Annotated in this window: 28 protein-coding genes and 1 tRNA gene; 19 read left to right on the top strand and 10 right to left on the bottom strand. The window is 70.7% G+C overall.

Annotation, left to right across the window (positions count from 1 at the left end):
• Positions 1 to 9: 9 nt before the first annotated feature.
• The 4 genes from DEI96_RS14260 to pheA are packed head-to-tail and all read left to right on the top strand — an operon-like array spanning position 10 to position 3,438.
• Positions 10 to 1,392, top strand: coding sequence for a molybdopterin-dependent oxidoreductase (locus DEI96_RS14260; RefSeq protein ID WP_111023683.1), 1,383 nt, complete (start codon positions 10 to 12; stop codon positions 1,390 to 1,392).
• A complete protein-coding gene (locus DEI96_RS14255) occupies positions 1,389 to 1,868 on the top strand; it encodes a hypothetical protein (protein ID WP_111023680.1) in 480 nt (159 codons plus the stop codon). Before DEI96_RS14260 ends, DEI96_RS14255 begins: the two co-directional genes overlap by 4 nt.
• 28 nt (positions 1,869 to 1,896) lie before the next feature.
• Positions 1,897 to 2,442 carry a MarR family winged helix-turn-helix transcriptional regulator gene (locus DEI96_RS14250; RefSeq protein WP_111023678.1) on the top strand — a complete coding sequence of 182 codons (546 nt, stop codon included), beginning with the start codon at positions 1,897 to 1,899 and terminating at the stop codon, positions 2,440 to 2,442.
• Between the two features lie 39 nt (positions 2,443 to 2,481).
• Positions 2,482 to 3,438, top strand: a complete 957-nt coding sequence (gene pheA / locus DEI96_RS14245; RefSeq protein WP_071406510.1) for a prephenate dehydratase — start codon at positions 2,482 to 2,484, stop codon at positions 3,436 to 3,438.
• 9 nt (positions 3,439 to 3,447) lie between these two features.
• Here the strand turns inward: pheA and DEI96_RS14240 are convergent, their stop codons facing one another.
• Positions 3,448 to 4,518 carry a diacylglycerol/lipid kinase family protein gene (locus DEI96_RS14240; protein ID WP_111023675.1) on the bottom strand — a complete coding sequence of 357 codons (1,071 nt, stop codon included), beginning with the start codon at positions 4,516 to 4,518 and terminating at the stop codon, positions 3,448 to 3,450.
• Between the two features lie 55 nt (positions 4,519 to 4,573).
• Here DEI96_RS14240 and serS point away from each other — a divergent pair, with 55 nt between their 5' ends.
• The 5 genes from serS to DEI96_RS14215 all read left to right on the top strand — a co-directional run bounded on the left by serS (position 4,574) and on the right by DEI96_RS14215 (position 7,966).
• Positions 4,574 to 5,839, top strand: a complete 1,266-nt coding sequence (gene serS, locus DEI96_RS14235; RefSeq protein ID WP_111023672.1) for a serine--tRNA ligase — start codon at positions 4,574 to 4,576, stop codon at positions 5,837 to 5,839.
• The gene (locus DEI96_RS14230; RefSeq protein ID WP_111023669.1) at positions 5,836 to 6,699 is read left to right on the top strand and encodes an HAD family hydrolase; all 864 of its coding nucleotides are present in this window, start codon (positions 5,836 to 5,838) and stop codon (positions 6,697 to 6,699) included. Before serS ends, DEI96_RS14230 begins: the two co-directional genes overlap by 4 nt.
• An 83-nt stretch (positions 6,700 to 6,782) precedes the next feature.
• Positions 6,783 to 6,867 (top strand) — tRNA-Ser (locus DEI96_RS14225).
• A gap of 14 nt (positions 6,868 to 6,881) precedes the next feature.
• Positions 6,882 to 7,406, top strand: a complete 525-nt coding sequence (locus tag DEI96_RS14220) for a GNAT family N-acetyltransferase (RefSeq protein ID WP_284183608.1) — start codon at positions 6,882 to 6,884, stop codon at positions 7,404 to 7,406.
• The gene (locus DEI96_RS14215) at positions 7,403 to 7,966 is read left to right on the top strand and encodes a GrpB family protein (RefSeq protein WP_111023663.1); all 564 of its coding nucleotides are present in this window, start codon (positions 7,403 to 7,405) and stop codon (positions 7,964 to 7,966) included. Before DEI96_RS14220 ends, DEI96_RS14215 begins: the two co-directional genes overlap by 4 nt.
• 84 nt (positions 7,967 to 8,050) lie before the next feature.
• Here the strand turns inward: DEI96_RS14215 and DEI96_RS18090 are convergent, their stop codons facing one another.
• Both DEI96_RS18090 and DEI96_RS18085 read right to left on the bottom strand, forming a co-directional pair.
• Positions 8,051 to 8,374, bottom strand: coding sequence for an SDR family NAD(P)-dependent oxidoreductase (locus tag DEI96_RS18090; RefSeq protein ID WP_349814991.1), 324 nt, complete (start codon positions 8,372 to 8,374; stop codon positions 8,051 to 8,053).
• Positions 8,375 to 8,379: 5 nt separating this feature from the next.
• The gene (locus DEI96_RS18085) at positions 8,380 to 8,745 is read right to left on the bottom strand and encodes an SDR family NAD(P)-dependent oxidoreductase (protein WP_349814985.1); all 366 of its coding nucleotides are present in this window, start codon (positions 8,743 to 8,745) and stop codon (positions 8,380 to 8,382) included.
• Between the two features lie 84 nt (positions 8,746 to 8,829).
• Here DEI96_RS18085 and DEI96_RS14205 point away from each other — a divergent pair, with 84 nt between their 5' ends.
• On the top strand, positions 8,830 to 9,285 hold the full coding sequence (locus DEI96_RS14205) for a winged helix-turn-helix transcriptional regulator (RefSeq protein WP_111023660.1): 456 nt from the start codon (positions 8,830 to 8,832) through the stop codon (positions 9,283 to 9,285).
• 72 nt (positions 9,286 to 9,357) lie between these two features.
• Here the strand turns inward: DEI96_RS14205 and DEI96_RS14200 are convergent, their stop codons facing one another.
• Both DEI96_RS14200 and DEI96_RS14195 read right to left on the bottom strand, forming a co-directional pair.
• Positions 9,358 to 10,371 carry a LacI family DNA-binding transcriptional regulator gene (locus tag DEI96_RS14200; protein WP_232536521.1) on the bottom strand — a complete coding sequence of 338 codons (1,014 nt, stop codon included), beginning with the start codon at positions 10,369 to 10,371 and terminating at the stop codon, positions 9,358 to 9,360.
• A 76-nt stretch (positions 10,372 to 10,447) separates the two neighbouring features.
• Positions 10,448 to 11,713: a Gfo/Idh/MocA family protein gene (locus DEI96_RS14195; protein WP_372503470.1), complete on the bottom strand. Its 1,266-nt coding sequence runs from the start codon at positions 11,711 to 11,713 to the stop codon at positions 10,448 to 10,450.
• Between the two features lie 202 nt (positions 11,714 to 11,915).
• Between DEI96_RS14195 and DEI96_RS14190 the strand changes: the two genes are divergently transcribed.
• The 5 genes from DEI96_RS14190 (at position 11,916) to DEI96_RS14170 (ending at position 16,558) form a co-directional block, all read left to right on the top strand.
• Positions 11,916 to 12,890 carry a carbohydrate ABC transporter permease gene (locus DEI96_RS14190; protein WP_228516654.1) on the top strand — a complete coding sequence of 325 codons (975 nt, stop codon included), beginning with the start codon at positions 11,916 to 11,918 and terminating at the stop codon, positions 12,888 to 12,890.
• Between the two features lie 11 nt (positions 12,891 to 12,901).
• On the top strand, positions 12,902 to 13,843 hold the full coding sequence (locus tag DEI96_RS14185; protein ID WP_027466099.1) for a carbohydrate ABC transporter permease: 942 nt from the start codon (positions 12,902 to 12,904) through the stop codon (positions 13,841 to 13,843).
• A gap of 26 nt (positions 13,844 to 13,869) precedes the next feature.
• Complete coding sequence (locus DEI96_RS14180; RefSeq protein WP_220039124.1) at positions 13,870 to 15,243, top strand: ABC transporter substrate-binding protein; 1,374 nt, start codon at positions 13,870 to 13,872, stop codon at positions 15,241 to 15,243.
• A gap of 130 nt (positions 15,244 to 15,373) precedes the next feature.
• On the top strand, positions 15,374 to 15,844 hold the full coding sequence (locus tag DEI96_RS14175) for a BLUF domain-containing protein (protein ID WP_051596847.1): 471 nt from the start codon (positions 15,374 to 15,376) through the stop codon (positions 15,842 to 15,844).
• 108 nt (positions 15,845 to 15,952) lie between these two features.
• On the top strand, positions 15,953 to 16,558 hold the full coding sequence (locus DEI96_RS14170) for a ScbR family autoregulator-binding transcription factor (RefSeq protein WP_181440538.1): 606 nt from the start codon (positions 15,953 to 15,955) through the stop codon (positions 16,556 to 16,558).
• Positions 16,559 to 16,583: 25 nt separating this feature from the next.
• Here the strand turns inward: DEI96_RS14170 and DEI96_RS14165 are convergent, their stop codons facing one another.
• The 3 genes from DEI96_RS14165 to DEI96_RS14155 all read right to left on the bottom strand — a co-directional run bounded on the left by DEI96_RS14165 (position 16,584) and on the right by DEI96_RS14155 (position 19,471).
• Positions 16,584 to 17,012 carry a BLUF domain-containing protein gene (locus tag DEI96_RS14165; protein WP_110865510.1) on the bottom strand — a complete coding sequence of 143 codons (429 nt, stop codon included), beginning with the start codon at positions 17,010 to 17,012 and terminating at the stop codon, positions 16,584 to 16,586.
• A 76-nt stretch (positions 17,013 to 17,088) separates the two neighbouring features.
• The gene (locus DEI96_RS14160; RefSeq protein ID WP_111023645.1) at positions 17,089 to 18,243 is read right to left on the bottom strand and encodes an AI-2E family transporter; all 1,155 of its coding nucleotides are present in this window, start codon (positions 18,241 to 18,243) and stop codon (positions 17,089 to 17,091) included.
• Between the two features lie 10 nt (positions 18,244 to 18,253).
• Positions 18,254 to 19,471, bottom strand: coding sequence for an MFS transporter (locus DEI96_RS14155; protein WP_111023642.1), 1,218 nt, complete (start codon positions 19,469 to 19,471; stop codon positions 18,254 to 18,256).
• Between the two features lie 68 nt (positions 19,472 to 19,539).
• Between DEI96_RS14155 and DEI96_RS14150 the strand changes: the two genes are divergently transcribed.
• The 3 genes from DEI96_RS14150 to DEI96_RS14140 are packed head-to-tail and all read left to right on the top strand — an operon-like array spanning position 19,540 to position 21,635.
• Entirely contained in the window at positions 19,540 to 20,319 is a 780-nt protein-coding gene (locus DEI96_RS14150) for an MSMEG_4193 family putative phosphomutase (RefSeq protein WP_111023639.1), read from the top strand.
• Between the two features lie 33 nt (positions 20,320 to 20,352).
• Complete coding sequence (locus DEI96_RS14145) at positions 20,353 to 20,880, top strand: DUF3090 domain-containing protein (RefSeq protein WP_071406497.1); 528 nt, start codon at positions 20,353 to 20,355, stop codon at positions 20,878 to 20,880.
• The gene (locus DEI96_RS14140) at positions 20,877 to 21,635 is read left to right on the top strand and encodes an SCO1664 family protein (protein ID WP_111023636.1); all 759 of its coding nucleotides are present in this window, start codon (positions 20,877 to 20,879) and stop codon (positions 21,633 to 21,635) included. Before DEI96_RS14145 ends, DEI96_RS14140 begins: the two co-directional genes overlap by 4 nt.
• Before the next feature lie 70 nt (positions 21,636 to 21,705).
• Here DEI96_RS14140 and DEI96_RS14135 read toward each other — a convergent pair whose 3' ends face one another.
• Both DEI96_RS14135 and DEI96_RS14130 read right to left on the bottom strand, forming a co-directional pair.
• Entirely contained in the window at positions 21,706 to 23,724 is a 2,019-nt protein-coding gene (locus DEI96_RS14135) for a vWA domain-containing protein (protein WP_111023633.1), read from the bottom strand.
• Positions 23,717 to 25,102 (bottom strand): MoxR family ATPase, encoded by a 1,386-nt coding sequence (locus tag DEI96_RS14130; RefSeq protein ID WP_111023630.1) that lies wholly within the window; start codon positions 25,100 to 25,102, stop codon positions 23,717 to 23,719. The genes DEI96_RS14135 and DEI96_RS14130 overlap by 8 nt, the downstream gene beginning before the upstream one ends.
• A 255-nt stretch (positions 25,103 to 25,357) precedes the next feature.
• On the opposite strand from DEI96_RS14130, the gene DEI96_RS14125 reads away from it, so the two are divergent.
• On the top strand, positions 25,358 to 26,767 hold the full coding sequence (locus tag DEI96_RS14125) for an MFS transporter (RefSeq protein WP_181243011.1): 1,410 nt from the start codon (positions 25,358 to 25,360) through the stop codon (positions 26,765 to 26,767).
• Positions 26,768 to 26,795: the final 28 nt, after the last annotated feature.

Genomic DNA, 26,795 nt, shown 5'->3' with positions numbered 1-26,795 from the left:
CGCTCGGCGGTGGTGCTCGGGCGTCTGCTCGGCATCGCGTTCCTGATCTGCTTCGGTACCGGGATCTACAGCCACCTGCTGCAGGAACCGCTCGGCTGGATGCGGTTCCCGACCCGTCCGACGCAGCTGTACCAGTTCACGCAGGGCCTGCACATCACGACCGGCATCGCGATCATCCCGCTGCTGCTCGCGAAGCTCAACACCGTCATGCCCGCCCTGGTGCAGGTTCCGCCGGTGCGCGGCGTGCTGCACCTGCTCGAGCGGCTGTCGATCGCGGTGCTCGTGTCCGCGTCGATCATCCAGGTCGTCACCGGCCTGCTCAACACGTACCAGTGGTACCCGTGGCCGTTCCCGTTCCGCCAGGTGCACAACGCCCTGGCCTACGTGATCATCGGGTCGCTGGCCATCCACATCGCCGCCAAGCTGCCGGTCATCGCCCGCTACTGGCGGAAGCGCGACTCCTACGACGCGCACGGCCGGTTCATCGCGGACCCCGCGTCCGGCAGTGAGCTGCTCCCACCCGGCCGGGAGGCACATCCGACGTCCGCCCCGCGCGCTGCGGTCGCCGAGACCGCCGGGTCCACCGCCCCCGGCCTGCTGGGCCGCGTGTTCCGCTGGATCGACGGCGTCGACGCCGCCCCCGGCGGCGCCGAGCCTCGTCCCACCGGACCCGACACGGCCCCGGAGACCCGCGAGGTGTCCGAGGAGCCGAGTCCCGCCCAGCCGACGGCCGACGTGCCGGAGGCGAGCCGGGCCTCCAGGCCGACGCCGGAAGCAGCCACCGGACGACGCCAGCGCATCGCCCGACGCGGGTTCTTCGCCGGCGTGACGGCGGCGACCGTCGGTGTCGTCGCGCTCACGGCGGGGCAGTCCTCGAAGCTCGCGGAACCGTTCAACGTGTTCGGCGCCCGCGGTCGCGGCATCGGCGCGAACGGGCTGCCGGTCAACCGGACCGCGCGGGCAGCCGGCGTCCTCGCGACCGCGACCGCCGCCGACTGGACGCTCACCGTCGTCGGCCACGACGTGAGCCGGACGTTCGTCCGGGCGGAACTCGTCGCGCTCGGCACCGCGCAGGTCGACCTGCCGATCTCGTGCGTCGAGGGGTGGAGCCAGATGGCGACCTGGAAGGGCGTGCGGATGCGCGACCTGCTCGACGCCGTGCAGGCGCCGCAGGGGTCGCACGTGCGGGTGACGAGCCTGGAGCGGCACGGCGGCTACCGGATCATGGACATGGGACCGGAGTACGCCGAGGACCCGACGACCCTCGTCGCCCTCGAGCTGAACGGTGCGACGCTCGACCTGGACCACGGGTTCCCGGCGCGGATCATCGCTCCCGGGCGGCCCGGTGTGCTGCAGACCAAGTGGATCGAGAAGATCGAGGTGCTCCGGTGAAGGCCGCGCGGATCGTGCTCGTGGTGATCGGTGTGCTGGTCATCGCGTTCGGGGCGTACGTGCTCGTGACGTCCGTCAAGCCGAACCGCATCGGCGGGCTCGGGGTCTGGCTGCTCGCGGCGGTGGTGCTGCACGACGCGGTCCTGTCGCCGTTCGTGGTCGGTGCCGGGCTGCTGCTGCGTCGGGCCGGACGCTCGCTGCGGGCCTGGGTGCTCGTGGTCGTGCAGGCGGCGATCGTGCTCGGCAGCGTGCTCGCCCTGGTGGTCCTGCCGGAGATCACTGCGAAGGACCACGGGCAGAAGAACCCGACCGTGCTGCCCTTCGACTACGGCACGCGGCTGCTGCTCGTCGAGGGGGCGCTGCTCGTCGTCGTGGTGGTCGTGCTCGTCATCGGGGTGGTGCGGTCGCGTCGCGCTGGCGGGCCGTCTGGTTCGGCGGGTTCGTCCGGATCGTCCGCGGTGCGCACCACTGGTTAAAGGGACAACCTTTCGGTATGATCAGGTCATGACCGACGAGACCCCGTGGCTCACCCGCGAGCAGCTGCGCGCGTGGATGAAGCTCGTCGCGGTCATGGAACTCCTGCCGGCCGCGCTCGACCAGCAGCTGCAGCGTGACGCCGACCTGACGCACTTCGACTACATGGTCATCGCGATGCTCTCCGAGACCGACACCCGGACCCTGCGGATGTCGGCGCTCGCCTCGGCCACGAACGCGTCGTTGCCGCGGCTGTCGCACGTGGTGTCCCGGCTCGAGAAGCGCGGGCTCGTGACCCGGTGCCCGTCGACCTCCGACCGCCGAGCGACCGACGTCCGGCTGACCGACGCCGGGTACGCCACCATCGTCGACGCTGCCCCGGACCACGTCCGCACCGCCCGTCGAGTGGTCATCGACGCGCTCTCCGACGAGCAGGTCGCGCAGCTCGACGGCATCGCTGCGTCGCTCCTGACGCGGCTCGACCCCGAGGGGCGGTTCGCGGCGCTGACGTACCCGCGCGAGGACGACGACACCGCGATCTGCGAGCAGCGGCTGACGGGTGCGTCGACGGACTGAGGCCGCCTGGCCTCCCCGTCCCTGCAATAGGCTCGCCGCATGACCGACCCCGCCGCGCCGTCCGACACGTACTCCTACCTCGGACCCGCCGGCACCTTCACCGAGGCGGCCCTGAAGCTCGTCGAGGCCGCCGCCGGCAAGCCCTGGCGGAGCGTCAACAACGTCGGTGAGGCCCTGGACGACGTCATGTCCGGCCGCTCGATCGGGGCCGTCATCGCGATCGAGAACAGCGTGGACGGTGGGGTCAGCGCCACGCAGGACGCCCTGGCCCGGATCCCCGGCGTGCGGATCGTGGGGGAGTACCTGGTCCCCGTCGACTTCGTGCTCGTCGCCCGACCCGGCACCACCCTGGCCGACGTCCGCACCGTGAACGCGCACCCGGTCGCCTACGCCCAGACCCACAACTGGCTCGAGGCGAACCTGCCCGGCCACGGCCACATCCCGGCGTCGTCCAACGTCGCCGCGGCCCTCGCCCTGCTCGAGGCGAACCCCACGGCCGACGCCGCCGTCGCGCCGCCCGGCATCACCGACCACCACGACGTCGTCGTGCTCGCGTCGTCCATCGGGGACAACGCCTCGGCGGTCACCCGGTTCGTGCTCGTGTCGAAGACCCTCGCGCTGCCCGAACCGACCGGCGCCGACAAGACCAGCGTCATCGTCGAGCTACCCGCCGACCACCCCGGCGCCCTGGTCGACATGCTCGAGCAGTTCGCGACGCGGGGCATCAACATGGGGCTGCTGTCGTCACGGCCGATCGGTGACGAGCTCGGCCGCTACCGGTTCGTCATCGACCTCGACGGGCACGTGCGCGACGAGCGGGTCGCGGACGCGCTGCTCGGCCTGCGCCGCTTCAGCCCGCGCGTGACGTTCCTCGGGTCGTACCCGCGTGCGGACGGTGCCCGCCCCGAGGTTCCGGCCCGCTACTCGGACGCCGCGTTCGTCGAGGCGCGGGACTGGCTGCGCGCGATCGTGTCGGGCGAGCCCGGGGCGCGGTAGCGCTGCGGGTCAGGGCACCTGGCGCGAGCCGTGGCGGTCGTCCGCCGGGTCCGGTACGCGCACAGAGAGCCCCATCGGGTCGATGCGCGAACGGAAGGCGATGACCTCGCCCACCGGATCGCCGTCGATCTCGAACTCGTCGGGCCGCTCGAGCCGCGCCGTGAACTCCTGCCCGCGCAGGTAGCGCAGGGGTCGTTCCTCGCGCGAACGCGACACGATCTTCTTGCCGACGGCGGTCTTGCCCAGGTTCGACCGGCGGAACGCCCGCAGGATCCCGTTCTCCCAGAACACCCGGGCACCGATCCGCACCCAGCCGAAGAACCCGCGGGGGCGCATCACGGCGATGTCGAACACGCCGTCGTCGATCTCGGCGTCCGGGAGCAGGATCGCGCCGGCCTGCAGCATGCCGCAGTTGCCGACGATGAGCGAGTGCGCTCGGAGCGAGTGGTTGCCGTCGTCGTCCAGCTGGTAACGGAACTCGAACGCGTTGGCGTCGCGCACCGAACGGAACAGCGAGTCGACGTAGGCGAGCCAGCCGACCTTCTTCTTCAGCTCGGGGCGGGTGTTCACGAGCATCCGAGCATCGAGCCCGAGGCCCGCCATCACCAGGAAGCCGAAGCGTTCGCGCTCGCCACCGGGACGCTCGACCTTGAGCATGCCGAAGTCGATCTTGCGGTCGTCGCCGTGGAAGATCGTCCGGACGCTCGCGGCCAGGTCGTCGAGGGGGAGCTTCATGTTGCGCGCGAGCAGGTTGCCGGTGCCGCTCGGCAGCAGCGCCAGGGTCGAACCGGACTCGTGCACGACCTCGGCGACCGCACGGACCGTGCCGTCACCGCCGGCCGCCGCGACGACGTCGGCACCGGCCTCGATCGCCGCGCGGGCCATGCCGCCGCCCGGGTCTTCTTCGGAGGTCTCGAACCACAGGGTCTCGGCCCAACCGGCCTGCTGCTGGTGTTCCTGCACCGTGCGCTTGAGGGTCGGCAGGTGGACCTTGACCGGGTTGTAGACCACCGCGGCCGTCCGCTGCTCGGTGGGGAGGGCGTCCTGGTCCGCGGGCGCGGTCTCCGAAGGGGTCGACATACGTCCACGCTACCGATCGAGGCTGCGTGCGGTTGCCCCCGTCTAGGATGGGGCGGTGATCGATCCACAGCTGCTTCGCGACAACCCGGACGTCATCAAGGCTTCACAGCAGGCGCGTGGTGCCTCCGTGGCCGTCGTCGACGAAGCCGTCGCCGCCGATTCCGCCCGCCGCAGTGCGATCACCTCGTTCGAGTCGCTCCGCGCCGAGCAGAACGCGTTCGGCAAGACCGTCGCCAAGGCCCCGAAGGACGAGAAGGCCGCGCTCGTGCAGCAGGCCCAGGCCCTCGCCGCAAAGGTGAAGGAGGCCCAGGCCACCGTCACCGCGGCCGAGGACACCTTCAACACCGTCGTCCGGGGCATCCCGAACGTCGTGCTCCCCGGGGTTCCCGAGGGCGGCGAGGACGACTTCGTCACGCTCCGCACCGTCGGCACCAAGCCCGAGTTCGACTTCGAGCCGAAGGACCACGCCGACCTCGGCGAGCACCTCGGCATCATCGACATCCCCCGCGGCGTGAAGGTCTCCGGCTCGCGCTTCTACTTCCTGCGCGGCATGGGCGCCCGGCTCGAGATCGCGCTGATGTCGCTCGGCCTCGACCGTGCGATCGCCGCCGGCTTCGAGCCGCTCATCACGCCGACGCTCGTCCGCCCCGAGACGATGGCCGGCACCGGGTTCCTCGGTGAGCACGCGGCCGAGGTCTACCGGCTCGAAGCCGACGACCTGTACCTGACCGGCACGAGCGAGGTCGCCCTCGCCGGGTTCCACGCCGACGAGATCCTGCCGCTCGAGGAAGGACAGGCCCACCGCTACGCCGGCTGGTCGACCTGCTACCGGCGTGAGGCCGGTTCGGCGGGCAAGGACAACCGCGGCATCCTCCGCGTGCACCAGTTCAACAAGCTCGAGATGTTCGCCTACGTCCACCCCGACCAGGCCGAGGCCGAGCACGAGCGCCTCGTCGCCCACCAGGAGCAGATGCTCCAGGACCTCGGGCTGCACTACCGCGTGATCGACGTCGCCGGCGGTGACCTCGGCACGAGCGCCGCGAAGAAGTACGACATCGAGGCCTGGGTCCCGACGCAGGGCACGTTCCGCGAGCTCACCTCGACGTCGAACTGCACGACGTACCAGGCCCGCCGCCTCGACATCCGCTACCGCACCGAGAGCGGCAAGACCGCCCCGGTCGCCACACTGAACGGCACCCTCGCCACCACCCGCTGGATCGTCGCGATCCTCGAGACGCACCAGCAGGCCGACGGTTCCGTCGTCGTGCCGGAGGTCCTGCGCCCCTACCTCGGTGGCGTCGAGGTGATCGAGCCCCGATGAGCACCCAGGGACAGTTCGTGGACGGCACCGAGCAGGGCGCGGGTACCGACGCGCCCGCCCGCACCAAGCGCTGGCTGGTCGCGCTCGACATCGACGGCACCACCATGCGCGAGGACGGTGTCATCACGCAGGCGGTGGTCGCCGCCGTGCGTGACGCCGAGGCCGCCGGCCACGAGGTCATGCTCTCGACCGGCCGCAGCGAGGGCATGACCGTGCCCCTGCTCGAGACCCTCGGCATCCGGCCGAAGTACCTGGTCTGCGCCAACGGTGCGCTCATCCTGGCCCGTCGCGCCGACGGCTCCTACGTGCGCGAACACGTCGAGCGGTTCGACCCGTCCGAGGTGCTGCAGACCATCCACGGCGCGCTCGAGAACGCCGCGTTCGGCGTCGAGGACGAGACCGGTCACTTCCTGCTGTCCGGCAACTTCCCCGACGACACGATGACCGTCGAGGGCGAGCACGTGCCGTTCGAGCAGCTGCTCGGCGTCGAGGCCACCCGCGTCGTCGTCATCTCGCCCGGCCACGACACCGAGGACTTCCTGCAGATCGTCGAGAAGATGGGCCTGCACAAGGTCTCGTACTCCGTCGGCTGGACGTCGTGGCTCGACATCGCTCCCGAGGGCGTGACGAAGGCCACCGCGATGGAGCGCGTGCGCGAGTGGCTCGACATCCCGCGTTCCCGCGTCTTCGCCGCGGGCGACGGCCGCAACGACATCGACATGCTCCGCTGGGCCTCGACCTCCGGTCGCGGCGTCGTCATGGGCCAGGCCCCCGACGACGTCGTCGACGCCGGCAACGAGCTCACCGGCGGCATCACCGACGACGGCCTGGCAGCGGCGCTCGACTCCCTGCCCCGTTAGTCCGCGCTCGCGCGCACCCCAGCCTGGAGGCCCGGGTAGACTTCCCGGGACGCGATCACGTCTCGCCACGTGGTCGCGTCACTGGAGGGTTGTCCGAGCGGCCGATGGAGCCTGTCTTGAAAACAGGTGGGCAGAGATGTCTCGTGGGTTCGAATCCCACACCCTCCGCGATGGACACACGGTTGCGCCCACTCCGCCTCGACGACGCGGCCGTCCTGGCTGCGGTCATCACCGAGAACGCCGACCACCTGCGACCGTGGGAACCGGCCCGAGCGCCGTCGTACTACACGGAGTCCGGCCAGCGGGACGTCATCACGCAGGCCCTCGCCACGCAGCGCGCCGGCAACGCGGTGCCGTTCGTCATCGAGTCGACCGACGGGGAACTCCTCGGCCGCATCACGCTGAGCGGCGTGGTCCGCGGCGCGCTGCAGTCGTGCGCGATGGGCTACTGGATCCGCGCCGACCGCACGCGCCAGGGCCACGCGTCCCGCGCTGTCCGCGCGGCGGCCGATCACGCGTTCGACGTGCTCCGTCTGCACCGCGTGCAGGCCGAGACCCTGCCCGAGAACGTCGGCTCGCAGCGCGCGCTCGAGTCGGCGGGCTTCACCCGGTACGGCTTCGCGCCGGAGTACATCAAGATCAACGGGGTCTGGCGCGACCACGTCATGTTCCAGCTCCTCGCGCCGACGCCGACGCCGACCCCGTGATCGAGGTCGTCGAGTACCGGTCGTCCTGGCCCGAGCGGTTCCGGCAGCTGCACGATGCGTACGCCGCCGCGCTCGACGACGCCGATGTGCCGTTCCGGAGCATCGAGCACGTGGGCAGCACGTCCGTGCCGGGCCTGGCGGCGAAGCCCGTGCTCGACGTCGACGTCGTGGTGGGCGCTGCCGATGTCTCCGCCGCAGTGGCGGCGATGGCGACGATCGGCTTCGAGCCGCGCGGTGAACTCGGCGTCCCGGGGCGGCAGGCGTTCCGGGCTCCGGATCGCTTCACCCCGACCAACACCTACGTCGTCGCGGCCGGGTCGCTCGCGCTGCGGAACCACCTGGCCGTCCGTGACGTGCTGCGTTCCGACCCGGTGCTGCGCGACGAGTACGCCGCCGTGAAACGCCGGGCAGCCACCGAGGCCGAGGACATCGACGACTACATCGAGCGGAAGAGCGAGGTGCTGAGCCGGATCCTCCACGCCGGCGGCTTGACCGACGACGAGCGCGCCGCCATCACCGCCACGAACCGTCGGATCACCGACCGCGGCGCGGGCGGCTGACGCGATCGGGGCGGGTGACGGTTCTGGTGCACGAACCGGGGTGTTCGTGAACCAGAACCGTCACCGTCCCGACGAGAACCGGCCTCAGGCGCTGGCGAGCATCGGGTAGAGCGCGGTGAGCGGGGCGCTCAGGCCGGCACGGACGTCGCGGCTGACCTGGTCGGCGAGGACCTCGTGCTCGCCGGCCTCGACCGCGTCCCAGATCGACCGGACGATGTCGGCGGGGTCGGACTTCTCGACGTCGAGGTCGGCGATCATGCCGGTGTCGGTGTAGCCGAGGTGGGCGCCGACGACCTGGGTGCCCTGGGGTGCGAGCTCGAGGCGCAGGGAGTTCGTGATCGACCAGAACGCGGCCTTCGACGCCGAGTACGCGCCGGCGAGGGCGACCCAGCTCAGGGCGGAGTGCACGTCGATCAACGCACCGTTGCGATCGAGGGCGCGAAGGCCTTGGCGACGCGGAGTGCACCGAAGACGTTGGTGGCGAAGATGCGCTCGACCTCTTCGACGGAGACGTCGACGAGCGGGTCGGAGCCGGCGATCCCGGCGTTGTTCACTACGACGGTCACGTCGGCTGCGGCGCGGGCCGCGGCGTCGACGCTCTCCTGGCTCGTGACGTCGAGGGCGAGCGGGACGATGCGCTCGTCGTCCCAGGTGCGGGGGTTGCGGGCGGTCGCGTAGACCTTGGTGGCGCCACGCTCCAGGGCCTGGCGGACGAACTCGGCGCCGAGGCCGCCGTTCGCTCCGGTGACGAGGACGACGGCGTTGGTGAGGTCGGTCATGAGTGCTCCAGACAAGAGAAGGTGAGTACGGAATTCGAACCTAGCACGTTGTGTCCGAAAACCGAACCCAGCTAGGATGAATACATGCTCGGCATCCTCGGCGGCGACGAGCGCTGCCCCATCGCACGCTCCCTCGACGTCCTCGGCGAGAAGTGGACGCTCATGATCGTCCGCGACGCCATCGGTGGTTCGACTCGCTTCAGCCAGTTCCAGCAGAGTCTCGGCATCCCGCGCGAGGTCCTGACCGCACGCTTGGCCTCACTCGTCGACGGGGGAGTGCTCGAGCGCACGACCTACAAGCCCGAGGGCGCCCGTGCCCGCGAGGAGTACGTCCTGACCGACGCCGGCCGGGACCTGTCGCTCGTGCTGCTCGCCCTCGGCGGCTGGGCCGACCGGCACCGGCCGTCCGAGCGGGCGTCGGACCTGCGCTTCGTCGACGCGGAGACCGGCGAGGCGGTCGAGGCCGCCGCCGTGACCGTGGATGCGCAGGAGCGCATCCCGACCGCGCGCCTCCGCGCCGTCATGGAGCCCGCGTCCTGAACGCGACCGGCTGACGGACAGGAGGCCCGTGGCGGCCCCGCCCCCCGAACCTCCAGTCCGCTTTCGGGTGCGTCAGCGACGCACGTCGCACCCGCAACTCGCGCCGAGGACCAACTCGGCGGGGACCAGGTCGCGGTGCCACTGGTTGTCGGCGTCGAGGCCGAGCACGCGGTCGACCGCGGCGACCGCCATCGTCTCGATCGGCTGCCGGACCGTGGTGAGCTGCGGGTTCGTGTAGTCCGCCTCGGCCGCGCCGTCGAACGACACGATCGCGACGTCCTCGGGGACGCGCAGACCGAGCTCCCACAGTGCGCGCATGACGCCGATCGCCTGCATGTCCGAGCTGACGAAGACGGCTCGGGGTCCGGTCTCGTCGGCGAACATCCGGAGGCCGGCTTCGTAGCCACCGCGCCGGGTGAAGTCGGTGCGGACGATGGGGCCGTCGGGCAGGCCGGCCTGGCGGAGGGCACGCATCCAGCCCTGCTCGCGGAGCTCCATCGAGCCGGTGTGCCCCATCACGAGGCCGATCGAGCGGTAGCCGTGCTCGACCAGGTGCTGCGTGCCGTCGAGGGCACCGCGCAGGGCGTCGACACCGATGCTGGCGTACTCGGGGACCTCGAAGAACGTGTTGAGCAGGACCATCGGCAGGCCGGGGTCCGTGACGGTCGACAGGTCCGGGTGGGTCATGATGCTCGTCACGATGATGCCGTCGACCTGGCGCGCGGACAGGCTGCGGAGCCGCTCGCGCTCCTGGGCGGCATCACCGTCGCTGTTGGCGAGCAGGACGTCGTAGCCGCGTGCAGCGGCGGCGTGGGTGACGGCGACGGCGAGCTCGGACCAGAACGGGTTGTCGAGTTCGGGAACGATCAGGCCGAGCATCTTCGACGAGCCGGTGCGCAGGGCCTGGGCGCTCGCGTTCGGGCGGTAGCCGAGGACTCGGATGGCCTCGCGCACCCGGGCGGCGGTGGCGGCGGCCACGGGGCGCGGTCCGTCGTGCACGACGTAGCTGACGACGGAGGTGCTGACCCCGGCGTAGCGGGCGACGTCCGCACGGGTGACCGCCCTCGGGTTCGTCGGGACGGTCACGGGTGCCACCTTCGTCGGGTCCGGGAGCGTCGTTCGGGTGCCGGCCCACGACGGACCGGCACCCGAACGACACGTGTTACTCGGACGCGATCGTAGCCGACGACGTGCTGGCTGCTGACGTCGGTGCGCTCGTCGTCGCAGCGCTCGTCGTCTCCGGTGCGTCGCCGAAGTCCGGCACCTCGAGACGGGCACCGCCCTGCAGCGCGGACTGGTGGGCGATGATGCCCGGCAGGGTGAAGCGCGCGGCCGTCCAGGCGTTCACCGGCGGCAGGGTCCGGTCGACGACGGCACGGACGAAGTCGTCCGCGAGGAACTGGTGGCTGCCCTCGTGCCCGGTCGGCACGCCGTCGTACTCGGCGGGCAGACGGTCGGTGTCGTGCACCTCGGCGTAGCCGGAGACGAACGCGTCGCGCAGGGACGGGTCGACGTCGGCCAGGCGCGGGTCGTCGAGGGACATCGTCGCCTGCGTGTCGATCTTGTCGCTGATGTCGTACGAGTCCTCCTTGTCCTGCCAAACGCTGGTCTTCGCGAGCTGCTCGAAGCTGGCCTCGGTGCCGAAGTAGCGGAACCGCGACTCACGGATGTGCGACGGGTAGCCGACGCGACGCATCTCGTTGATGCGCATCACCCCACCGTTGTCGAGCTCGAACAGCGCGGTGGCGTTCGAGAAGTCGTTGTCGAACTGGCTGACGTCCTTGTCGAAGACGCCGTCGCCGCGGTCGTCCTTGACGCCGATGCAGCTGACGCTGACCGCGTGCCCGGGGATCGCGCCGAGGACCCCGCCGACCGAGTGCGTCGGGTAGAGCATCGGCGGGTAGCTGGCGGTCCGCTTCCACTCGTCGCCGCCGCTGTACTGGTACGCGGCGTAGAAGCCGAGGTCCATGTCGTGCACGTAGTCGCCCTCGGCGTAGAACACCCGGCCGAAGGCACCGGCGGCGACCTGCTTGCGGGCGAACACCGTCGCGGGGTTGTAGTAGCTCGTCTCGCCCATCATGTAGGTCAGGCCGGTCTCGCGGACCGCCTGGATGATGTCGCGGATCTCGTCGACGGAGATCGCCATCGGCACGGCGGAGTACACGTGCTTGCCGGCGCGCAGGGCCTTGACCACGAGCGGGCCGTGGGTCCAGCGCTGCGTGAAGATCGCGACGGCGTCGACGTCCGAGGCGAGGACGGCGTCGAAGTCCGGGAACGTGCCGTCGAGGTGCTGCGTCTCGACGAGTTCGGACGCGCGCTCGTCGACGAGGTCCGTGACGTAGACCCGGTCCACGTCGGGGTGGAGCTTGAACAGCTTGGCGAACTGGGGGGCGAACTGGCCCGCGCCGACCATTCCGACAGAGATCATCAGTGACCTTTCCAGGGGTGTGGGATGCGTCGCCGAGCGGGTCGCTCCGATGCGATCGAGCGCCATCCTGACACACACTGTCTACACGTGACAACCCCCGTCGACAGCCCGGAAAGAGCCTCTTGCCAGCAGTGGTCCCCACGTGTAGATTCCCGGCTCACGGACTGCTGCACGTCAGTCCACCGCAGACGAAGGAGTCGCGATGGCAACCGAGAGCCCTGTGTCGTCACCCTTGACGACCGCCAGCACGAGACGGAGGAGTCGGTCCGCCGACCTCGCCCGTGCCCGCACCACCGCACCACGGCGTCGCCCCAGGAACGACCTGTGGCTCGCGCTCGTCTTCATCGCCCCGGCAGCCGTCGGGTTCGCGGTGTTCCTCGCCTGGCCGACCGTGCGGGGCATCTACCTGAGCTTCACGTCGTACAACCTGCTCACCGAGCCCGAGTTCACCGGCCTGCAGAACTACGCCCGCCTGGTGCAGGACTCGATCTTCTGGCACTCGATGGTGGTGACGGTCGAGTACGTCCTCATCAACATCGTCATCCAGACCGTCGTCGCGCTGTTCATCGCCGTGATGATGCACCGCCTGACCAAGTCGACCTTCGTGCGCGGCATCGTGCTCGCGCCGTACCTGGTGTCGAACGTCGTCGCCGCCCTGGTCTGGCTCTGGATCCTCGACACCCAGCTCGGCATCGGCAACGAGATGCTCGCCGCACTCGGGCTCGACCGCATCCCGTTCCTGCAGAGCGACGTCTGGGGCATCCCCTCGATCGCGCTCATCAACGTCTGGCGGCACGTCGGCTACACGGCGCTGCTCATCTTCGCCGGCCTGCAGTCGCTGCCCGAGACCGTGTACGAGGCCGGACGCATCGACGGTGCGAGCGAGTGGAAGATGTTCTGGCGCATCACGGTGCCGCTGCTCCGCCCGATCCTGTCCCTGGTGCTGATCATCACCGTGATCGGGTCGTTCCAGGTGTTCGACACCGTCGCCGTCACCACGCAGGGCGGCCCCGCGAACGCCACGAACGTCGTGCAGAACTACATCTACAACCTGGCGTTCGGCCGGTTCCAGTTCGGCTACGCGTCCGCGGTCTCGGTCGCGCTCCTCATCGTCCTCAGCATCATCACGATCATCCAGTACCGCCTCACCCGCTCGGGTGAGTCCGACCTGGACTGAACGGAAGCGCCATGACCACGACACTCACCCGCTCCGTCACCACGTCCCGCCCGCCGCGGATGGGCGCAGGCCACCGTCGTCGCCCGTCGCTCGGCCGGGTGCTCGCCTGGGTCGCGATGATCCTCGTCATCGTCGTCACCCTGTTCCCGTTCTACTGGATCCTGCGCACCGCGCTGTCGTCGAACACCGCGATCAACTCCGACCCCACCTCGCTGCTGCCCGTCGGCTTCAGCCTGGGCGGGTTCGAGCGGGTCTTCGGCCTGCAGTCCACCGAAGAGGCGCTGGCGCAGGGCGGCTCCGGCGCCGCGCTGAACTTCTGGCGGTACCTGCTCAACTCGATCCTGGTGTCGACGCTCGTCACCGTCGGCCAGGTGTTCTTCTCGGCAGCGGCCGCCTACGCCTTCGCCCGGCTGCGCTGGCCCGGTCGCGACAAGGTGTTCGGGGTGTTCCTGGCAGGGCTGATGGTCCCCGCGATCTTCACGCTGCTGCCGAACTTCACCCTCATCAAGCAGCTCGGGCTCGTCGACAACCTGCTCGGCATCGCCCTGCCGACGATGTTCATGACCCCGTTCGCGGTGTTCTTCCTGCGGCAGTTCTTCCTCGGCATCTCGAAGGAGGTCGAAGAGGCGGCGCTCATCGACGGCGCCGGCAAGGTCCGCGTGTTCTTCCGGCTCGTCATCCCGATGGCCGCGGCCCCGATCGCCACCCTCGCCGTGCTGACGTACATCACGAGCTGGAACGACTACTTCTGGCCGCTCATGGTGTCGTACACCGACAGCTCGCGGGTGCTGACCGTCGCGCTCGGCGTCTTCAAGTCGCAGACCCCGCAGTCCGGCACCGACTGGGCCGGGCTCATGGCCGCGACCCTGGTGGCGGCGCTCCCGATGATCCTGCTGTTCGGCGTCTTCGCCAAGCGGATCGTCAACTCCATCGGCTTCTCCGGGATCAAGTGACCCGGCTGTCGGACAGGACGAACACCATGACGAACCAACTGACCCGCCGCACGCTCTTCGCCGGCGGCGCCTCGGCCCTGGCCCTCGGCGCGCTCGCCGCCTGCTCGTCGCCCGGTCGCCGCACGACGAACCGGTCGGGAGCGCGCACCGTGAGCTACTGGCTCTGGGACGCCAACCAGCAGCCCGCGTACCAGGCCGTCGCCGACGCGTTCCACCGCGCGAACCCGGACATCACCGTGAAGATCACCCAGCTCGGGTGGAACGACTACTGGACCAAGCTCACCGCGGGCTTCATCGCCGGCACCGCTCCCGACGTCTTCACCGACCACCTGACGAAGTTCCCGCAGTACGCCGACCTCGACGTGCTCTACAAGCTCGACGAACTCGACGCCACGAAGGGCATCCGGGACGACGACTACCAGTCCGGACTCGCCGAACTGTGGAAGGGCCAGGACGGCCACCGCTACGGCTCGCCGAAGGACTGGGACACCGTCGCGATGTTCTACGACAGGAAGGCGATGGCGAAGGCCGGGGTCTCCGCCGAGGAACTCGGGTCGCTCGAGTGGAACCCGGAGGACGGCGGCACGTTCGAACGGATGCTCGCGCGGCTGACCGTCGACTCGAAGGGCCGGCGCGGCGACGAGGACGGCTTCGACAAGGACGACGTCGCCGTCTACGGCATCTCGTCGAACGGCTCGGGCGGTGACGGCTTCGGCCAGACCCAGTGGTCACCGTTCACCGGATCGGTCGACTGGTTCTACACGAACGAGAACCCGTGGGGCGACAGGTTCCGCTACGACGAGCGGGTCGTGCAGGACACTCTCGCCTGGTACTACCGGCTGGCCGAGAAGGGCTACATGGCGAAGTACGGGGTGTTCTCCACCACGACCGGGCCCGAGGTCCAGCTCGGCGCCGGCAAGTGCGCGCTGTCCTTCAACGGCTCGTGGATGATCGGTTCCTACCTCGGCATGGAGGACCTCGACGTCGCGGTCGCTCCGACCCCGATCGGCCCGTCGGGTCACCGTGCGTCGATGTTCAACGGGCTCGGCGACTCGATCACGAAGCAGGCGAAGGACCCCGAGGCCGCCGCGATGTGGGTGGCGTTCCTGGGCAGCGACGAGGCCCAGCGGATCGTCGGTGAGAGCGGGATCGTGTTCCCCGCCCGTCCCGCGGGCACCGAGGCCGCGGTGGCGTCGTTCCGGAAGCGCGGCCTGGACGTCTCGGCGTTCACCCGGCAGGTCGAGGAGGACACCACGTTCCTGTTCCCGGTCACGAAGAACCCCGCCGACGTGCAGGCCCTGCTGCAGCCCGCCTTCGACGACGTCTACGCGAACGGCAAGCCGATCTCGACGCTGACCGGGGTCAACGAACAGGTCAACAACCTGCTCGCCCTCACCTGATCGAAACCCGACACCCGACACCCGAAACCCGACATCCGACACCCGCTCGTCGTCCGCATGCCGCACCGTCCGGTGCGGTGTGCGGACGACGCGTTGACCGTGCCGCCGACCACGACCCAGACTGCAGGGGATGACCTCCCTCACCTCCCTCGTCTACATGTCCGTCGCCGTCGACGACCTGACCGACGACCAGCTGGTCGCCATGCTGCGTGAAGCGCGGCTCCGCAACCACGCGCTCGGCGTCTCCGGGCTCCTGCTCGCCAAGGGCGGCCGCTTCATGCAGGTGCTCGAGGGGCCGGTCTGGAGCGTCGAGGACCGCTTCGCCGCGATCGAGCGCGACCCGCGGCACACCGGCGTGAAGTCGTTGTCGCGTGAGTCCATCAGCACGCGTCGGTTCGACGGCTGGGCGATGGCGTTCGGCAGCCCGACCGGGGACGAGCTCCGTGACGAGCCCGGGTTCAGCACCTTCCTCAGCGACCGCACCGGTCTGCCGACCGGGGTGGCGGGCACGCCCGCCGACTGGCTGCTCCGCTGGTTCCGTGGGCGCGACCTGCAGGACCTGCCCGAGGAGCGCATCACGCTCGGCCGGCACGCGGCCTGAGCCGCACCACACCTCGGACTGCCGGCACGCGGCCTGAGACGCACCACCCCTCGGACTGGAGGCACGGTGCCAGCTGGCACCGTTCCTCCAGACTGTGAGACTGGTCCCGTGGAACGACGTGAGCAGATCCTGGTGGCCGCGGCGGAGGAGTTCGACCGCGTCGGCTTCGCCGGCGCGACGATCGCGGGCATCGCCCGCGCGGCGGGCCTCTCGCAGGGAACGCTGCACTTCCACTTCCCGACGAAGCTCGCCCTGGCGCTCGGCGTCATCGGCGAGCAGAACGCCCGCACCTTCGACGTCGTCAGCCACACCGACAGCTCGCCGGTCGCCGCGCTGATCGGGGCGTCGCACGGCATCGCCGACCTGCTCCGGACCGACCCGATCGTGCGGGCCGGGATCCGGCTGTCGCTGGAGCGCGGCGAGTTCCAGACCGCGACGCTGAGCTTCTACGAGCAGTGGATCGGCGGGATCGTCGACGTGTTCCGGTTGGCGGTCGCGAGCGGGGAACTCCGGACGGACCTGACCGCGGAGCAGCTCGGGTCGACGGTGGTGCCCTACTTCACCGGCGTGCAGCTCGTGTCCGACGTCCGGACGCGGCGCACCGACCTGATGCCGGCCGTGGCGACGATGTGGCGCGTGGTGATCGCGGCGACGGCTGACCCGAAGCACCGCGACCGGCTGCTCGCCGTCGTCGAGGACGCGTTCGAAGGCTGATCCGGCGACGGCGTGCGGGGTCGGATCAGAGGTCGTGCAGCTCGCGGTCGCGGAACCACTTCAGCAGCCAGGCCGCACTGGTCCGGTCGAACGAGCGCGGGAAATCCATCGTGCCGGACAGGAAGGGACTGAAGCCCTCCTCGGACCGGATGTCCGAGTCGTCGAGCGCGCGGTAGGCCATCGACCAGCCGTCGAACCGTCGGCGCTCGATGTCCTCGCGCACGAGGGACTTCACCTCACCGTGCCGCCGGTCCTTCGCGATGACGTCGTACCGGTCCTGCACGCTCCACGCCGGCCCCTCGAGCAGCTGCATGAACCGGCCGCCCTTGGCGAGCAGGAGTCCGGAGACCCCGAGCGCTTCGTTGCGCAGCCGGGACTCCGCGAGCAGCACCGCCATGGCCTGGTCGTCGAAGGGGACGACGGCACGGCTCATGTAGACGATGGAGACGAGCACTCCTCCATCCTGCTGGGTGGAAGGCCGTTGCGCGAAGCGGATGTCCGCAACGCGCCCCATGGATCGGCGCTGCGGATCAGCCCTGCGGCAGCTTGTGCGCGGTGACGTCCTCGTTGCGCTTCTTCCGCCACGGTCGTGCCGGGGTGTTCGGGCCGTCCCACACCAGGATCGCGCCCCAGGCGGCGGCGATCAGCGGCACCGAGATGATCGCGCCGGTGATGCCGGCGAGGACGGTGCCGGCGGTCAGCCCGATCAGGATGACGAGGCCGTGCAGCTTGAGGGTGCGCCCCATCAGGACGGGCTGCAGCAGGTTGCCCTCGAGCTGGTTCACGAGGATCACGATGCCGATCACGATGAGTGCCTGCAGCGGGCCGAGGGCCACGAGCGCGACCAGGGCGGCGAGGATGCCGGCGGCGCTGGCGCCGACGATCGGGATGAACGCCGTGATGAAGACGATGACGGCCAGCGGCAGGGCGAGGGGGACGCCGACGATCGCGATGCTGACACCGATGCCGATCGCGTCGACGGCAGCGACGGTGGCCGTACCGCGGACGTACCCGCCGAGGGTCGAGACGACCCGGTCGCCGACGCGACGTGCTCGGGCGTAGCGCTCACCGGTGAAGGGGCGGAGCAGGAACTCCCAGATGCTCGGGCCGTCCTTCAGGAAGAAGAACAGCACGACGATCATCAGGACGAGTCCGGTCAGGAAGTTCGCGGTGGCCGAGGCGCCGGCGAGCGCACCCGAGCCGAACTGGGCGCTCGTGACGAAGTCGGACGCCGACGCGACCGCGTCGTCGATCTGCTTGTCCGAGATCGAGAAGGGCAGGTTCTTCGCGAACTCCTGCAGTTGCTGGAACCCGTCGACTGCCGACTTCTGCAGCTGCGCCCACTGGTTCTCGACCGCGACGACGATGAGCCAGCCGATCAGCCCCAGGATCACGAGGACGCCGATGAGCACCGCGAGGGTGGCCACCACCGACGGCACCCGGTGCTTGCGGAGCCACGACACCACGGGGTGCATGGCGGACGCGATGATGAGCGCGAGGAGCACGGGGATCGTGACGACGCTCAGGATGTTGCTCGCCCAGACGACGCCGGCGACGACCACCACGACGATGATGAGCTGCAGGCACCGGGTCGCGAAGTGCCCGGCGGAGTCGGACCACGCGGCCTGGACCCTGGACGGCGGGGCTGGGGTGGTCGGGCGCGGAGCGTCGCGGAAGAACGGCATGCCGGAGACGCTACCGACCGGACGGCCGCCGCGCCGGTTCCGATGGCTCGATCGTCCGACCGGTGTCCTGTCCCCGCGTCGCCGGGGCGACCAGGAACGCCGCGACCAGCAGGACGAGCGGCACGAGCATCGCCGTCTGCAGGCCGAGGTGCTCCCCGACGAACCCGAGCAGCGGCGGCCCCACCAGGAACGCGATGTACCCGGCGGTGGCCACCACCGACACCCGGCGGTCGCCGTCGGTGGGGTGGTCGCCCGCGGCGGAGATCGACAGCGGGAACCCGAGGGCGATGCCCAGACCCCAGACGCCGGCGGCCGCCGCGGTGACGATCGGACTCGGTGACAGCACGACGAGCAGGACCCCCACCGCACCGACCGCGGCACAGACCCGGACGACCGGGGCGCGACCGAACCGGGCGACGAGCGGGGTGCCGGCCGCACGACCGATGAGCATGGCGAGGGCGAACCCGGTGAACACGAGGGACCCGACGGACTCGGGCGCGTCGTGGTCGGTGGTCATCAGCAGCGGGAGCCAGTCGCTCGCGGCACCCTCGGCGAATGCCATCGCCAGGGTGATGACGGCGATCATGGCGAGCTGCACGGTGAGGACGGAGCGGCGGGTTCCCTTGCGGGTTCCCAGGGCATCGGCGGGCGCATCTGCCGGTGCGTCACGGGGCACCGGCCGCAGGTTCAGCGCCGCGAACACCGCCAGCGCGGCCATCACCGCGGCGCCGACGAGCAGGTGCACCCCGACCGGCGTGCGCACCGCCGTCATGGCGATGCCGACGACCCCACCGACCACGCTGCCGAGGCTGAAGCAGGCGTGCAGCACCGGCACGACCGGTCGTCCGATCTGCCGTTCGACCGCGGCGGCCTCGACGTTCAGCCCGATCTCGGCGACGCCCGCCCCGAAGCCGATCAGGAACAGCCCGGCCCAGACCCCGGCAGCGACCTGCGCCGGGGCGAGCAGCGCGACGAGCACCATGCCGACGACGGGCAGCGCGCCCCCGAGCAGGATGAGCGGGCGGTTGCCGGTCCGTCGCACCAGCGCCCCGGCGCCGAGGATCCCGATCATCGACCCGATCGACAGCCCGAGCAGGACGAGGCCCATCGCCTCGATCGAGGCACCGAGCTCGTCGCGGATCGCGGGCGTCCGGGTGATCCACGTCGCGATCCCGAACCCGGTCACCGTCGACGTGGCGAAGAGTGCGAGTCGATGCCGCCCGGCCATGCCCCCATCTGATCGGTCCCCGACCGGCCCGTCAAGGGCGACCGCGTCCCGCGCTTAGGATCGGGCGCATGGCGACCGTCCTCCTCGTCCGTCACGGACGCACCACCGCGAACGCCACCGGCGTCCTGGCCGGACGCACCGCCGGCGTGCGACTCGACGCCGTCGGCCGCACCCAGGTCGAGCGGACCGCGGAGCGCATCGCCGCGGTGCCCGTCGTCGCCGTCGTGTCGAGTCCGCTCGAGCGCTGCCGGCAGACCGCCCGCGCGATCCTGGACCGGCAGACGGACCGGCAGACGGACCGGCAGACCGGTGCACCCGCCTCGCTGATCGAGCGGGCCATCACCGAGGCCGACTACGGGCAGTGGCAGGGCCGGAAGCTCGCCGACCTGGCGAAGGAGCCCCTCTGGCGCACGGTGCAGGCGAACCCGAGCGCCGTCGTGTTCCCCGGCGGTGAGTCCATGCAGACGATGCAGTCCCGGGCCGTCGCGGCCGTCCGGCGCATCGACGCCGAGGTCGAGGCGGAGCACGGACCCGGCGCCGTCTGGGTCGCGGTGAGCCACGGCGACATCATCAAGAGCGTCCTCGCCGACGCCTTCGGCATGCACCTGGACCTGTTCCAGCGCATCGGCGTCGGGCCGGCCTCGGTGTCCGTCGTGCGCTACGGCGAGCACCGCCCCGAGGTCGTCGCGACGAACACCGAGTCCGGTGACCTCTCCTGGCTGCGCACCGCCCCGGCACCCAGCGGGGACGCCGCGGTCGGCGGCGGCGCGGGCCATCCGGAACCCGATGCGCACACCGGCACCGGGCGTCCGGCGCCCGACGCGCCCGACGGACCTGCCCGACCCTGAACGAGCGGAGCCGAGCGCTCCTACAATGCGGGTATGCCCACCATCGTCCACGGCTTCGACTGGCCGGACCGCCTCGTCGTCGGCACCATCGGCCGTCCGGGTGAGCGCGCCTTCTACATCCAGGCCCGCTCCGGTCGGCGCGTCACCAGCGTCGCGCTCGAGAAGGAGCAGACCGCCGTGCTCGCCGACAAGATCGACGAGCTCCTCGACGAGGTGGCGACCGTCGACGACAACCGCTTCAGCGTGCCGCCGTCGGTGCCCGTCGAACTCCGCGACCCGGAGCCGCTCGACCAGCCCGTCGAGGCCGAGTTCCGCGCCGGGGCCCTGAGCCTGGGCTTCGACCCGTCCACCGCGCAGGTCGTCATCGAGGCGTACCCGATCGACGACGAGGTCGAGATCGTGTCCGAGGAGAGCGAGGACGGCATCGAGATCGAGGCCGTCGTCGAGATCCCCGAGCCCGCCGAGCTGTTCCAGGTGAAGATCCCGGTCGGCACCGCCCGGGCCTTCGTCGAGCGCACGCGCGAGGTCGTCGCCGCCGGTCGTCCGCCCGGCGACGCATGAGCGACGGCTCGCTGTCCGTCCGGGCGCGCATCCGTGAGGCGTCCAACGCCACCTTCCTCGCCGAACTCGACGGCGCGACCGTCGTCTACAAGCCCATCGAGGGCGAGCGCCCGCTGTGGGACTTCCCGGACGGCACGCTCGCCGGCCGCGAGATCGCCGCCCACCTGGTCTCCGAGGCGTTCGGCTGGGGCGTCGTCCCACCAACGTGGATGGGTGACGGTCCGTTCGGGCCCGGCATGGTGCAGCGCTGGCAGGACGTCGACCCCGAGCAGGACGCCGTCGACCTGGTGGCACCGGAGCTCGCCGAGGCGGACGGTTCGCCCTGGCTGCCCGTGCTCGAGGCCATCGACGAACAGGACCAGCCCGTGACGCTCGTGCACGAGGACTCCGAGGCCCTGCGCCGGATGGCCGTCTTCGACGTCGTCGTGAACAACGCCGACCGCAAGGGCGGGCACGTGCTCGCGATGCCCGACGGCCACCGCTTCGGCGTCGACCACGGCCTCACCTTCCACGTCGAGCACAAGCTCCGGACGGTCCTGTGGGGCTGGATCGGGGAGCCGCTCGGGCCGGACGAGCTCGAGGGCCTCGACCGGGTGTCCGAAGCCCTGCGCGGCGGGCTCGGCGACGAGCTCGCCGAGCACCTGACGGACGAGGAGATCGACACGCTCCGGGCGCGCTGCGCGGCCCTGCGCGCCGTCGGGATCTTCCCGCCGCCGCCCGGTCACGGCCCCGCCGTGCCCTGGCCGCTGTTCTAGACGCACCCAGGGACGGACTGGAGGCCCGTGGCGGTGTCGCCACGGGCCTCCAGTCCATATCGTGTGGGCTTCAGAGCCCCCAGTCGTCGCGGAAGAGCGCGCCGCCGGCCCCGCGACGCGAGCCGAGGTACGAGCCGACCACGGCGACCCCGAGGTCGTCGTTCTCCGGTGCCACGACGCTGCCGTCCACCCGCTTCGCCATCGCGTCGATGAACCGGGCGAGCCCCGGGTCCTCGCCGAGCCGGAAGAACGTCGTCTGGGCGCCGATGCGTCCGGCGTTCTCGAGCTCCCGCACGGTCAGCGCGATCGTCACCGGGTCGGGCGGGTAGTCGAACCAGACCTGCCCGTTCGGCTCGAGGTGCGACGTCGGCTCGCCGTCGGTGACGATGAGGAGCACCGGTTGGGCCGTGGGGTGCTTGCGGAAGTGCCGGTTGGCGAGCAGCAGGGCGTGGTGCAGGTTGGTGCCCTTGTCCCACATCGCGTCGAGACCGACGAGCTGTTCGACGTCCATCACCTCGGCCTCGCGACCGAAGGCGATGAGCTGCAGGTCGTCGCCGCGGAACCGGGTCGACACCAGGGTGTGCAGCGCCAGGGCGGTGCGCTTCATCGGCACCCAGCGGTCCTCCATCGCCATCGAGAACGACGTGTCGACGAGCAGCGCGACGCAGGCCTGGGTGCGGGCCTCGGTCTCCTGCACCTCGACGTCCTCGATGCTCAGGCGCACGCCGGCTCCCTGTCGTCCGCTGGCCGCCGTCCGCACCACGGCGTTCGTGATGGTGCGGGGGATGTCCCACGGCTCGGTGTCGCCGAACGCCCACTGCCGTGACGCCCCCGAGGGCTCGCCCGCTGCGCCCGAGCGACGGAGGTCCCGCGCGCCCTGGCGACCGGACATCCGCTGGGCGACGTCCTTGAGCAGGCTCTTGCCGAGCTGCCGCATCGCCTTCGGGGTGAGCCGGAGCTGCCCGTCGGCACCACGGCGCATCGCCCCGGAGTTCCGGAGCGCCTGCTCGAGGCGCTGCAGGGTCTTCGCGTCGACCGCCGCCTCGTCGCCGAGCTGCCGGGACAGCGCGTCGAGGTCCAGGTCGTCGAGCTCCGAGCCCGGTCCGGACTGGGCGAGCTGGTCGGCGAGGGCGTCGAGGTCCGCGATGTCCTGGAACACCCCGGTGCCGTCGCCCAGGCCGAGGCCCTGTTCACCCTCCATGCGCTCGGATCCGCCCCAGTCCTCGCCGGGACGCAGTGCGCGCAGGGTGCGGTCGAGCTGGGACAGCTGCCCCATCAGGTCGGGGGAGCCGAAGGCCTGCTGGGCGAGGGCGTCGAGTTCGTCCCGCTGCTCCTGGGTCATCGAGTTCCGCATGCGCTGCGCTGCGGCCGCGCGGGCTGCGAGGTCGTCGAGCAGCTCGTCGACGTTCGCCGGGTCCGACGGGAAGTACTCCCCGTGCTGGTCCATGAAGTCGTCGAACTGCTGCTGGGTGTCCTCGCCGCGGGCGTGCGCCTCGAGCAGGGCGTTGAGGTCCTGCATCATCGCGCTGACCGCGGCCCGGTCCTGGTCGGTGGCACCCTCGAGCGCCTGCTTCATGCCGGCGAAGCGCTGGTCGAGCACCTCGCGGCCGAGCAGGTCCTTGATCTCGTCGTACTTCTGGCGCGCGGCCGGGCTCGTCCAGTCGTAGTCGCCGAGTTCCTGCACCGCGGCGGCGGGGGAGGGGGACAGGCTGTCGAGCTGCAGCTCGGCCAGGGCCCGGTCGCCGTCGTCGAGGTCGACGTTGCGGGCGAGCTCCCCGCGCTCGGCGAGCAGCGCCTGGTCCAGGAGCTCGCGCACCTGCTGCAGGGTGCCGTCGAGGTTGTTCCTGCTCGTCAGCTCACGGCGGCGTTCGGCCACCCGGCGGGCCAGGTCGTCGAGGCCGCGCTGCGTCCGGCCGCCGCGCCGCAGGAACTCCCGCATCGCGCGCTCGGGCGACGTGCCGCCCATCACGTCCTGCCCGATGGCGTCGAGCGCCTCGGCCAGGTCGACCGGGGCAGCGAGCGGGTCGGGTCCGTCGGTGTACCGGCCGTACCGGGTGTCGCGCGTCAGGCGCCGGTTCTGCCTAGCCATAGACGGCTTCGCCTCCGCCGGACTCCTTGCTGATGCGCCGGGCCAGGAACAGGCCCTCGAGGGCGAGCTCGATCGCGCCGGCGCGTTCGCCGTCGTTCGTGGCACCCATCCGGTCGCACACCTGGTCGTACAGGTCGGACTCACCGATCGACGGGAGCCCTTCGAGGAACGCCCGGGCGCTGACCTGCTCGCCCGTGGTCACCATCGTGCCGCCGTCGAGCGCGTCCACGAGCACCGCGAAGTCGAGGCCCTTGAACCGGGAGCGCACGGTCTCGGCGGTCGCGGTGCGGAGCAGGTGCTCGAGGACCTCGTCGGCCCGGTCCTCTTCGCCGTTCTCGAACTCGATCTTGCCGCCGAGGACGTCCACCGCGGTCTCGAGGTCGATCGGCCGCGCGACCGCCTCGTCCTCGCCCTGGCGCGCTGCGCGGTGCACGGCGGCCGCGGACACCGTCTCGGCACCGGCGATCGCGAACCGGGCGCTCACACCGCTGCGCTGGTCGACGGCGCTCGAACCACGCAGTGCGCGGGTGAACCGGGCGAGGATCTCGATCAGGGCGTCGGGGACCTCGGCCGTCAGCTGGGCCTCCTGCCGGATGACGGCGATCTCGTCGTCGAGCTCGATCGGGTAGTGCGTGCGGATCTCGGCGCCGAAGCGGTCCTTCAGCGGCGTGATGATCCGGCCGCGGTTCGTGTAGTCCTCCGGGTTCGCGCTCGCCACGACGAGCACGTCGAGCGGCAGCCGCAGCACGTAGCCGCGGATCTGGACGTCGCGCTCCTCCATCACGTTGAGCATCGCGACCTGGATGCGTTCGGCCAGGTCGGGCAGCTCGTTGATCGCGACGATGCCACGGTGCCCGCGGGGGACGAGTCCGAAGTGGATGGTCTCCGGGTCGCCCAGGCTGCGGCCCTCGGCGACCTTCATCGGGTCGACGTCGCCGATCAGGTCGGCGACGCTCGTGTCCGGTGTCGCGAGCTTCTCGACGTAGCGGTCGTCGCGGTGCCGCCAGCTGATCGGCAGGGCGTCGCCGAGGTCGTCGGCACGCCGGATGCTGGCGGTGGTGATCGGTTCGTACGGGTGCTCGCCGAGCTCGGAGCCGGTGATGACCGGCGTCCACTCGTCGAGCAGGCCCTGCAGGGTGCGGAGCAGGCGGGTCTTGCCCTGGCCGCGCTCGCCGAGCAGGACGACGTCGTGCCCGGCGATGAGGGCGCGTTCGAGCTGGGGGATGACGGTGGCCTCGAAGCCGTGCAGGCCGGGCCACGGATCGGTGCCCTGGCGCAGGGCGGTGAGCAGGTTGTCGCGGATCTCGGCGCGGACCGTCTTCTGGACGTGACCAGAGGTGCGGAGCTCGCCGACCGTGCGGATGTCAGGTCGGGTCACGTTCTGGACGTTACGCCTTGTCGGACGGGAGGCTCGTGGCGGGGCCCGCCACGGGCCTCCCGTCCGTCCGCTTGTGGGTTTCCATCGCACTTGCGATCATTGAGATCCCGGCGACGGAGCCGGATTCGAAGTAGGGGGATCCGGCTCCGCCCCCGGTTGCTCGTTCCGCATCTGAACCACATCGGCGATCTCGGCGTACGGTCCCATCTCGTGAGCAGCGCGAACGCAACCATCAAGAGCCTGGTGCCCGCCAGGATGGACCGCTTGCCGTGGACTCGGTTCCACTGGAGCGTCGTCGTCGGACTCGGCGTGTCCTGGATCCTCGACGGTCTCGAGATCCAGATCGTCTCGAACGCGGGTTTCCAGGCGGACCTGAACCTGTCGACGCAACAGGTGACCTTGCTCGGCACGATCTACCTGGTCGGCCAGGTCGTCGGTGCCCTGGTGTTCGGGCGCATGTCCGACCGGCTGGGGCGGCGCAAGCTGTTCATCCTGACGCTCGCGATCTACCTGATCGGTTCGGGCATCGCGGGCCTCGCGCAGGACTTCTGGTTCCTGGCGGCCTTCCGGTTCGTCGCGGGGCTGGGCATCGGCGGCGAGTACGCGGCGATCAACTCGGCGATCGACGAGCTCATCCCGGCGAAGTACCGCGGGCACGTCGACATCGCCATCAACGGCACGTACTGGGGCGGTGCCGCACTCGGCGCGTTCGCGAACATCTACCTGCTCGACACGTCCTACTTCGCCGAGAACATCGGCTGGCGCATCGGGTTCTTCCTCGGCCCGGTGCTCGGCATCGCCATCATCTTCCTGCGACGTCACATCCCGGAGAGTCCGCGGTGGCTGATGACGCACGGGCGCGAGGAAGAAGCCGAGGCCACCGTCTCCCGCATCGAGGCGTCGGTGGAGAAGGCGACCGGCAAGCCCCTGCCCGAGGTCGACCAGTCGAAGGCGATGACCGTCACGCCGACCGACCGTGTCGGGTTCCTGGCCATCGCGCGCGTGCTGCTGAAGCAGTACCCGACCCGGACGCTCGTCGGCGCGACGATGATGATCACGCAGGCGTTCCTGTACAACGCGATCTTCTTCACCTACGCCCTGGTGCTCACGAACTTCTTCGGCCTGAAGACGGCGGAGACGGCGGTCTACTTCTTCCCGTTCGCGATCGGCAACCTGCTCGGCCCGATCATCCTGGGGCGCTTCTTCGACACCTGGGGTCGTCGGCAGATGATCTTCCTGACGTACCTGGTCTCCGGCCTCGTGCTCGCCACGTCCGCGTTCCTGTTCCGGGCGGACGCGATCTCGGCGACGGTGCAGGTCGCGTTCTGGTGCGTCTCGTTCTTCTTCGCCTCGGCCGGTGCGTCGAGCGCCTACCTGACCGTCAGCGAGATCTTCCCGCTCGAGCTGCGGTCGCAGGCCATCTCGTACTTCTTCGCCCTGGCGCAGATCTTCGGTGCGGTCGCACCGGCCATCTACGGTGCCTTCATCGGTGACGGGTCATCCCGGGAGCCGCTGTTCTGGGGGTACTTGCTCGGTTCTGCCGTGATGATCGGCGGCGGCGTGGTGGCCCTGATATTCGGGGTCGACGCCGCGCGGAAGGGGCTCGAGGACGTCACGCAACCGCTCTCGGTGCTCACCGGGGACGCGAAGTCCGACCGGAGGTGAGGCCTGTGGCGGCGGCCTGACATTCTGT

Origin of the sequence: Curtobacterium sp. MCLR17_031 (assembly GCF_003234775.2) — a bacterium.
GTDB classification, from domain to species: domain Bacteria; phylum Actinomycetota; class Actinomycetes; order Actinomycetales; family Microbacteriaceae; genus Curtobacterium; species Curtobacterium flaccumfaciens.
This window is presented reverse-complemented; position numbering and strand designations above follow the sequence as displayed.

Coding starts and splice junctions, on each gene's coding strand:
- DEI96_RS14250 (WP_111023678.1), top strand. CDS start 1,897: ATGACCGACGAGACCCCGTGGCTCACCCGCGAGCAGCTGCGCGCGTGG.
- pheA (WP_071406510.1), top strand. CDS start 2,482: ATGACCGACCCCGCCGCGCCGTCCGACACGTACTCCTACCTCGGACCC.
- DEI96_RS14240 (WP_111023675.1), bottom strand. CDS start 4,518: ATGTCGACCCCTTCGGAGACCGCGCCCGCGGACCAGGACGCCCTCCCC.
- DEI96_RS14230 (WP_111023669.1), top strand. CDS start 5,836: ATGAGCACCCAGGGACAGTTCGTGGACGGCACCGAGCAGGGCGCGGGT.
- DEI96_RS18085 (WP_349814985.1), bottom strand. CDS start 8,745: ATGACCGACCTCACCAACGCCGTCGTCCTCGTCACCGGAGCGAACGGC.
- DEI96_RS14205 (WP_111023660.1), top strand. CDS start 8,830: ATGCTCGGCATCCTCGGCGGCGACGAGCGCTGCCCCATCGCACGCTCC.
- DEI96_RS14195 (WP_372503470.1), bottom strand. CDS start 11,713: ATGATCTCTGTCGGAATGGTCGGCGCGGGCCAGTTCGCCCCCCAGTTC.
- DEI96_RS14190 (WP_228516654.1), top strand. CDS start 11,916: ATGGCAACCGAGAGCCCTGTGTCGTCACCCTTGACGACCGCCAGCACG.
- DEI96_RS14185 (WP_027466099.1), top strand. CDS start 12,902: ATGACCACGACACTCACCCGCTCCGTCACCACGTCCCGCCCGCCGCGG.
- DEI96_RS14180 (WP_220039124.1), top strand. CDS start 13,870: ATGACGAACCAACTGACCCGCCGCACGCTCTTCGCCGGCGGCGCCTCG.
- DEI96_RS14175 (WP_051596847.1), top strand. CDS start 15,374: ATGACCTCCCTCACCTCCCTCGTCTACATGTCCGTCGCCGTCGACGAC.
- DEI96_RS14160 (WP_111023645.1), bottom strand. CDS start 18,243: ATGCCGTTCTTCCGCGACGCTCCGCGCCCGACCACCCCAGCCCCGCCG.
- DEI96_RS14155 (WP_111023642.1), bottom strand. CDS start 19,471: ATGGCCGGGCGGCATCGACTCGCACTCTTCGCCACGTCGACGGTGACC.
- DEI96_RS14150 (WP_111023639.1), top strand. CDS start 19,540: ATGGCGACCGTCCTCCTCGTCCGTCACGGACGCACCACCGCGAACGCC.
- DEI96_RS14145 (WP_071406497.1), top strand. CDS start 20,353: ATGCCCACCATCGTCCACGGCTTCGACTGGCCGGACCGCCTCGTCGTC.
- DEI96_RS14140 (WP_111023636.1), top strand. CDS start 20,877: ATGAGCGACGGCTCGCTGTCCGTCCGGGCGCGCATCCGTGAGGCGTCC.
- DEI96_RS14135 (WP_111023633.1), bottom strand. CDS start 23,724: ATGGCTAGGCAGAACCGGCGCCTGACGCGCGACACCCGGTACGGCCGG.
- DEI96_RS14125 (WP_181243011.1), top strand. CDS start 25,358: ATGGACCGCTTGCCGTGGACTCGGTTCCACTGGAGCGTCGTCGTCGGA.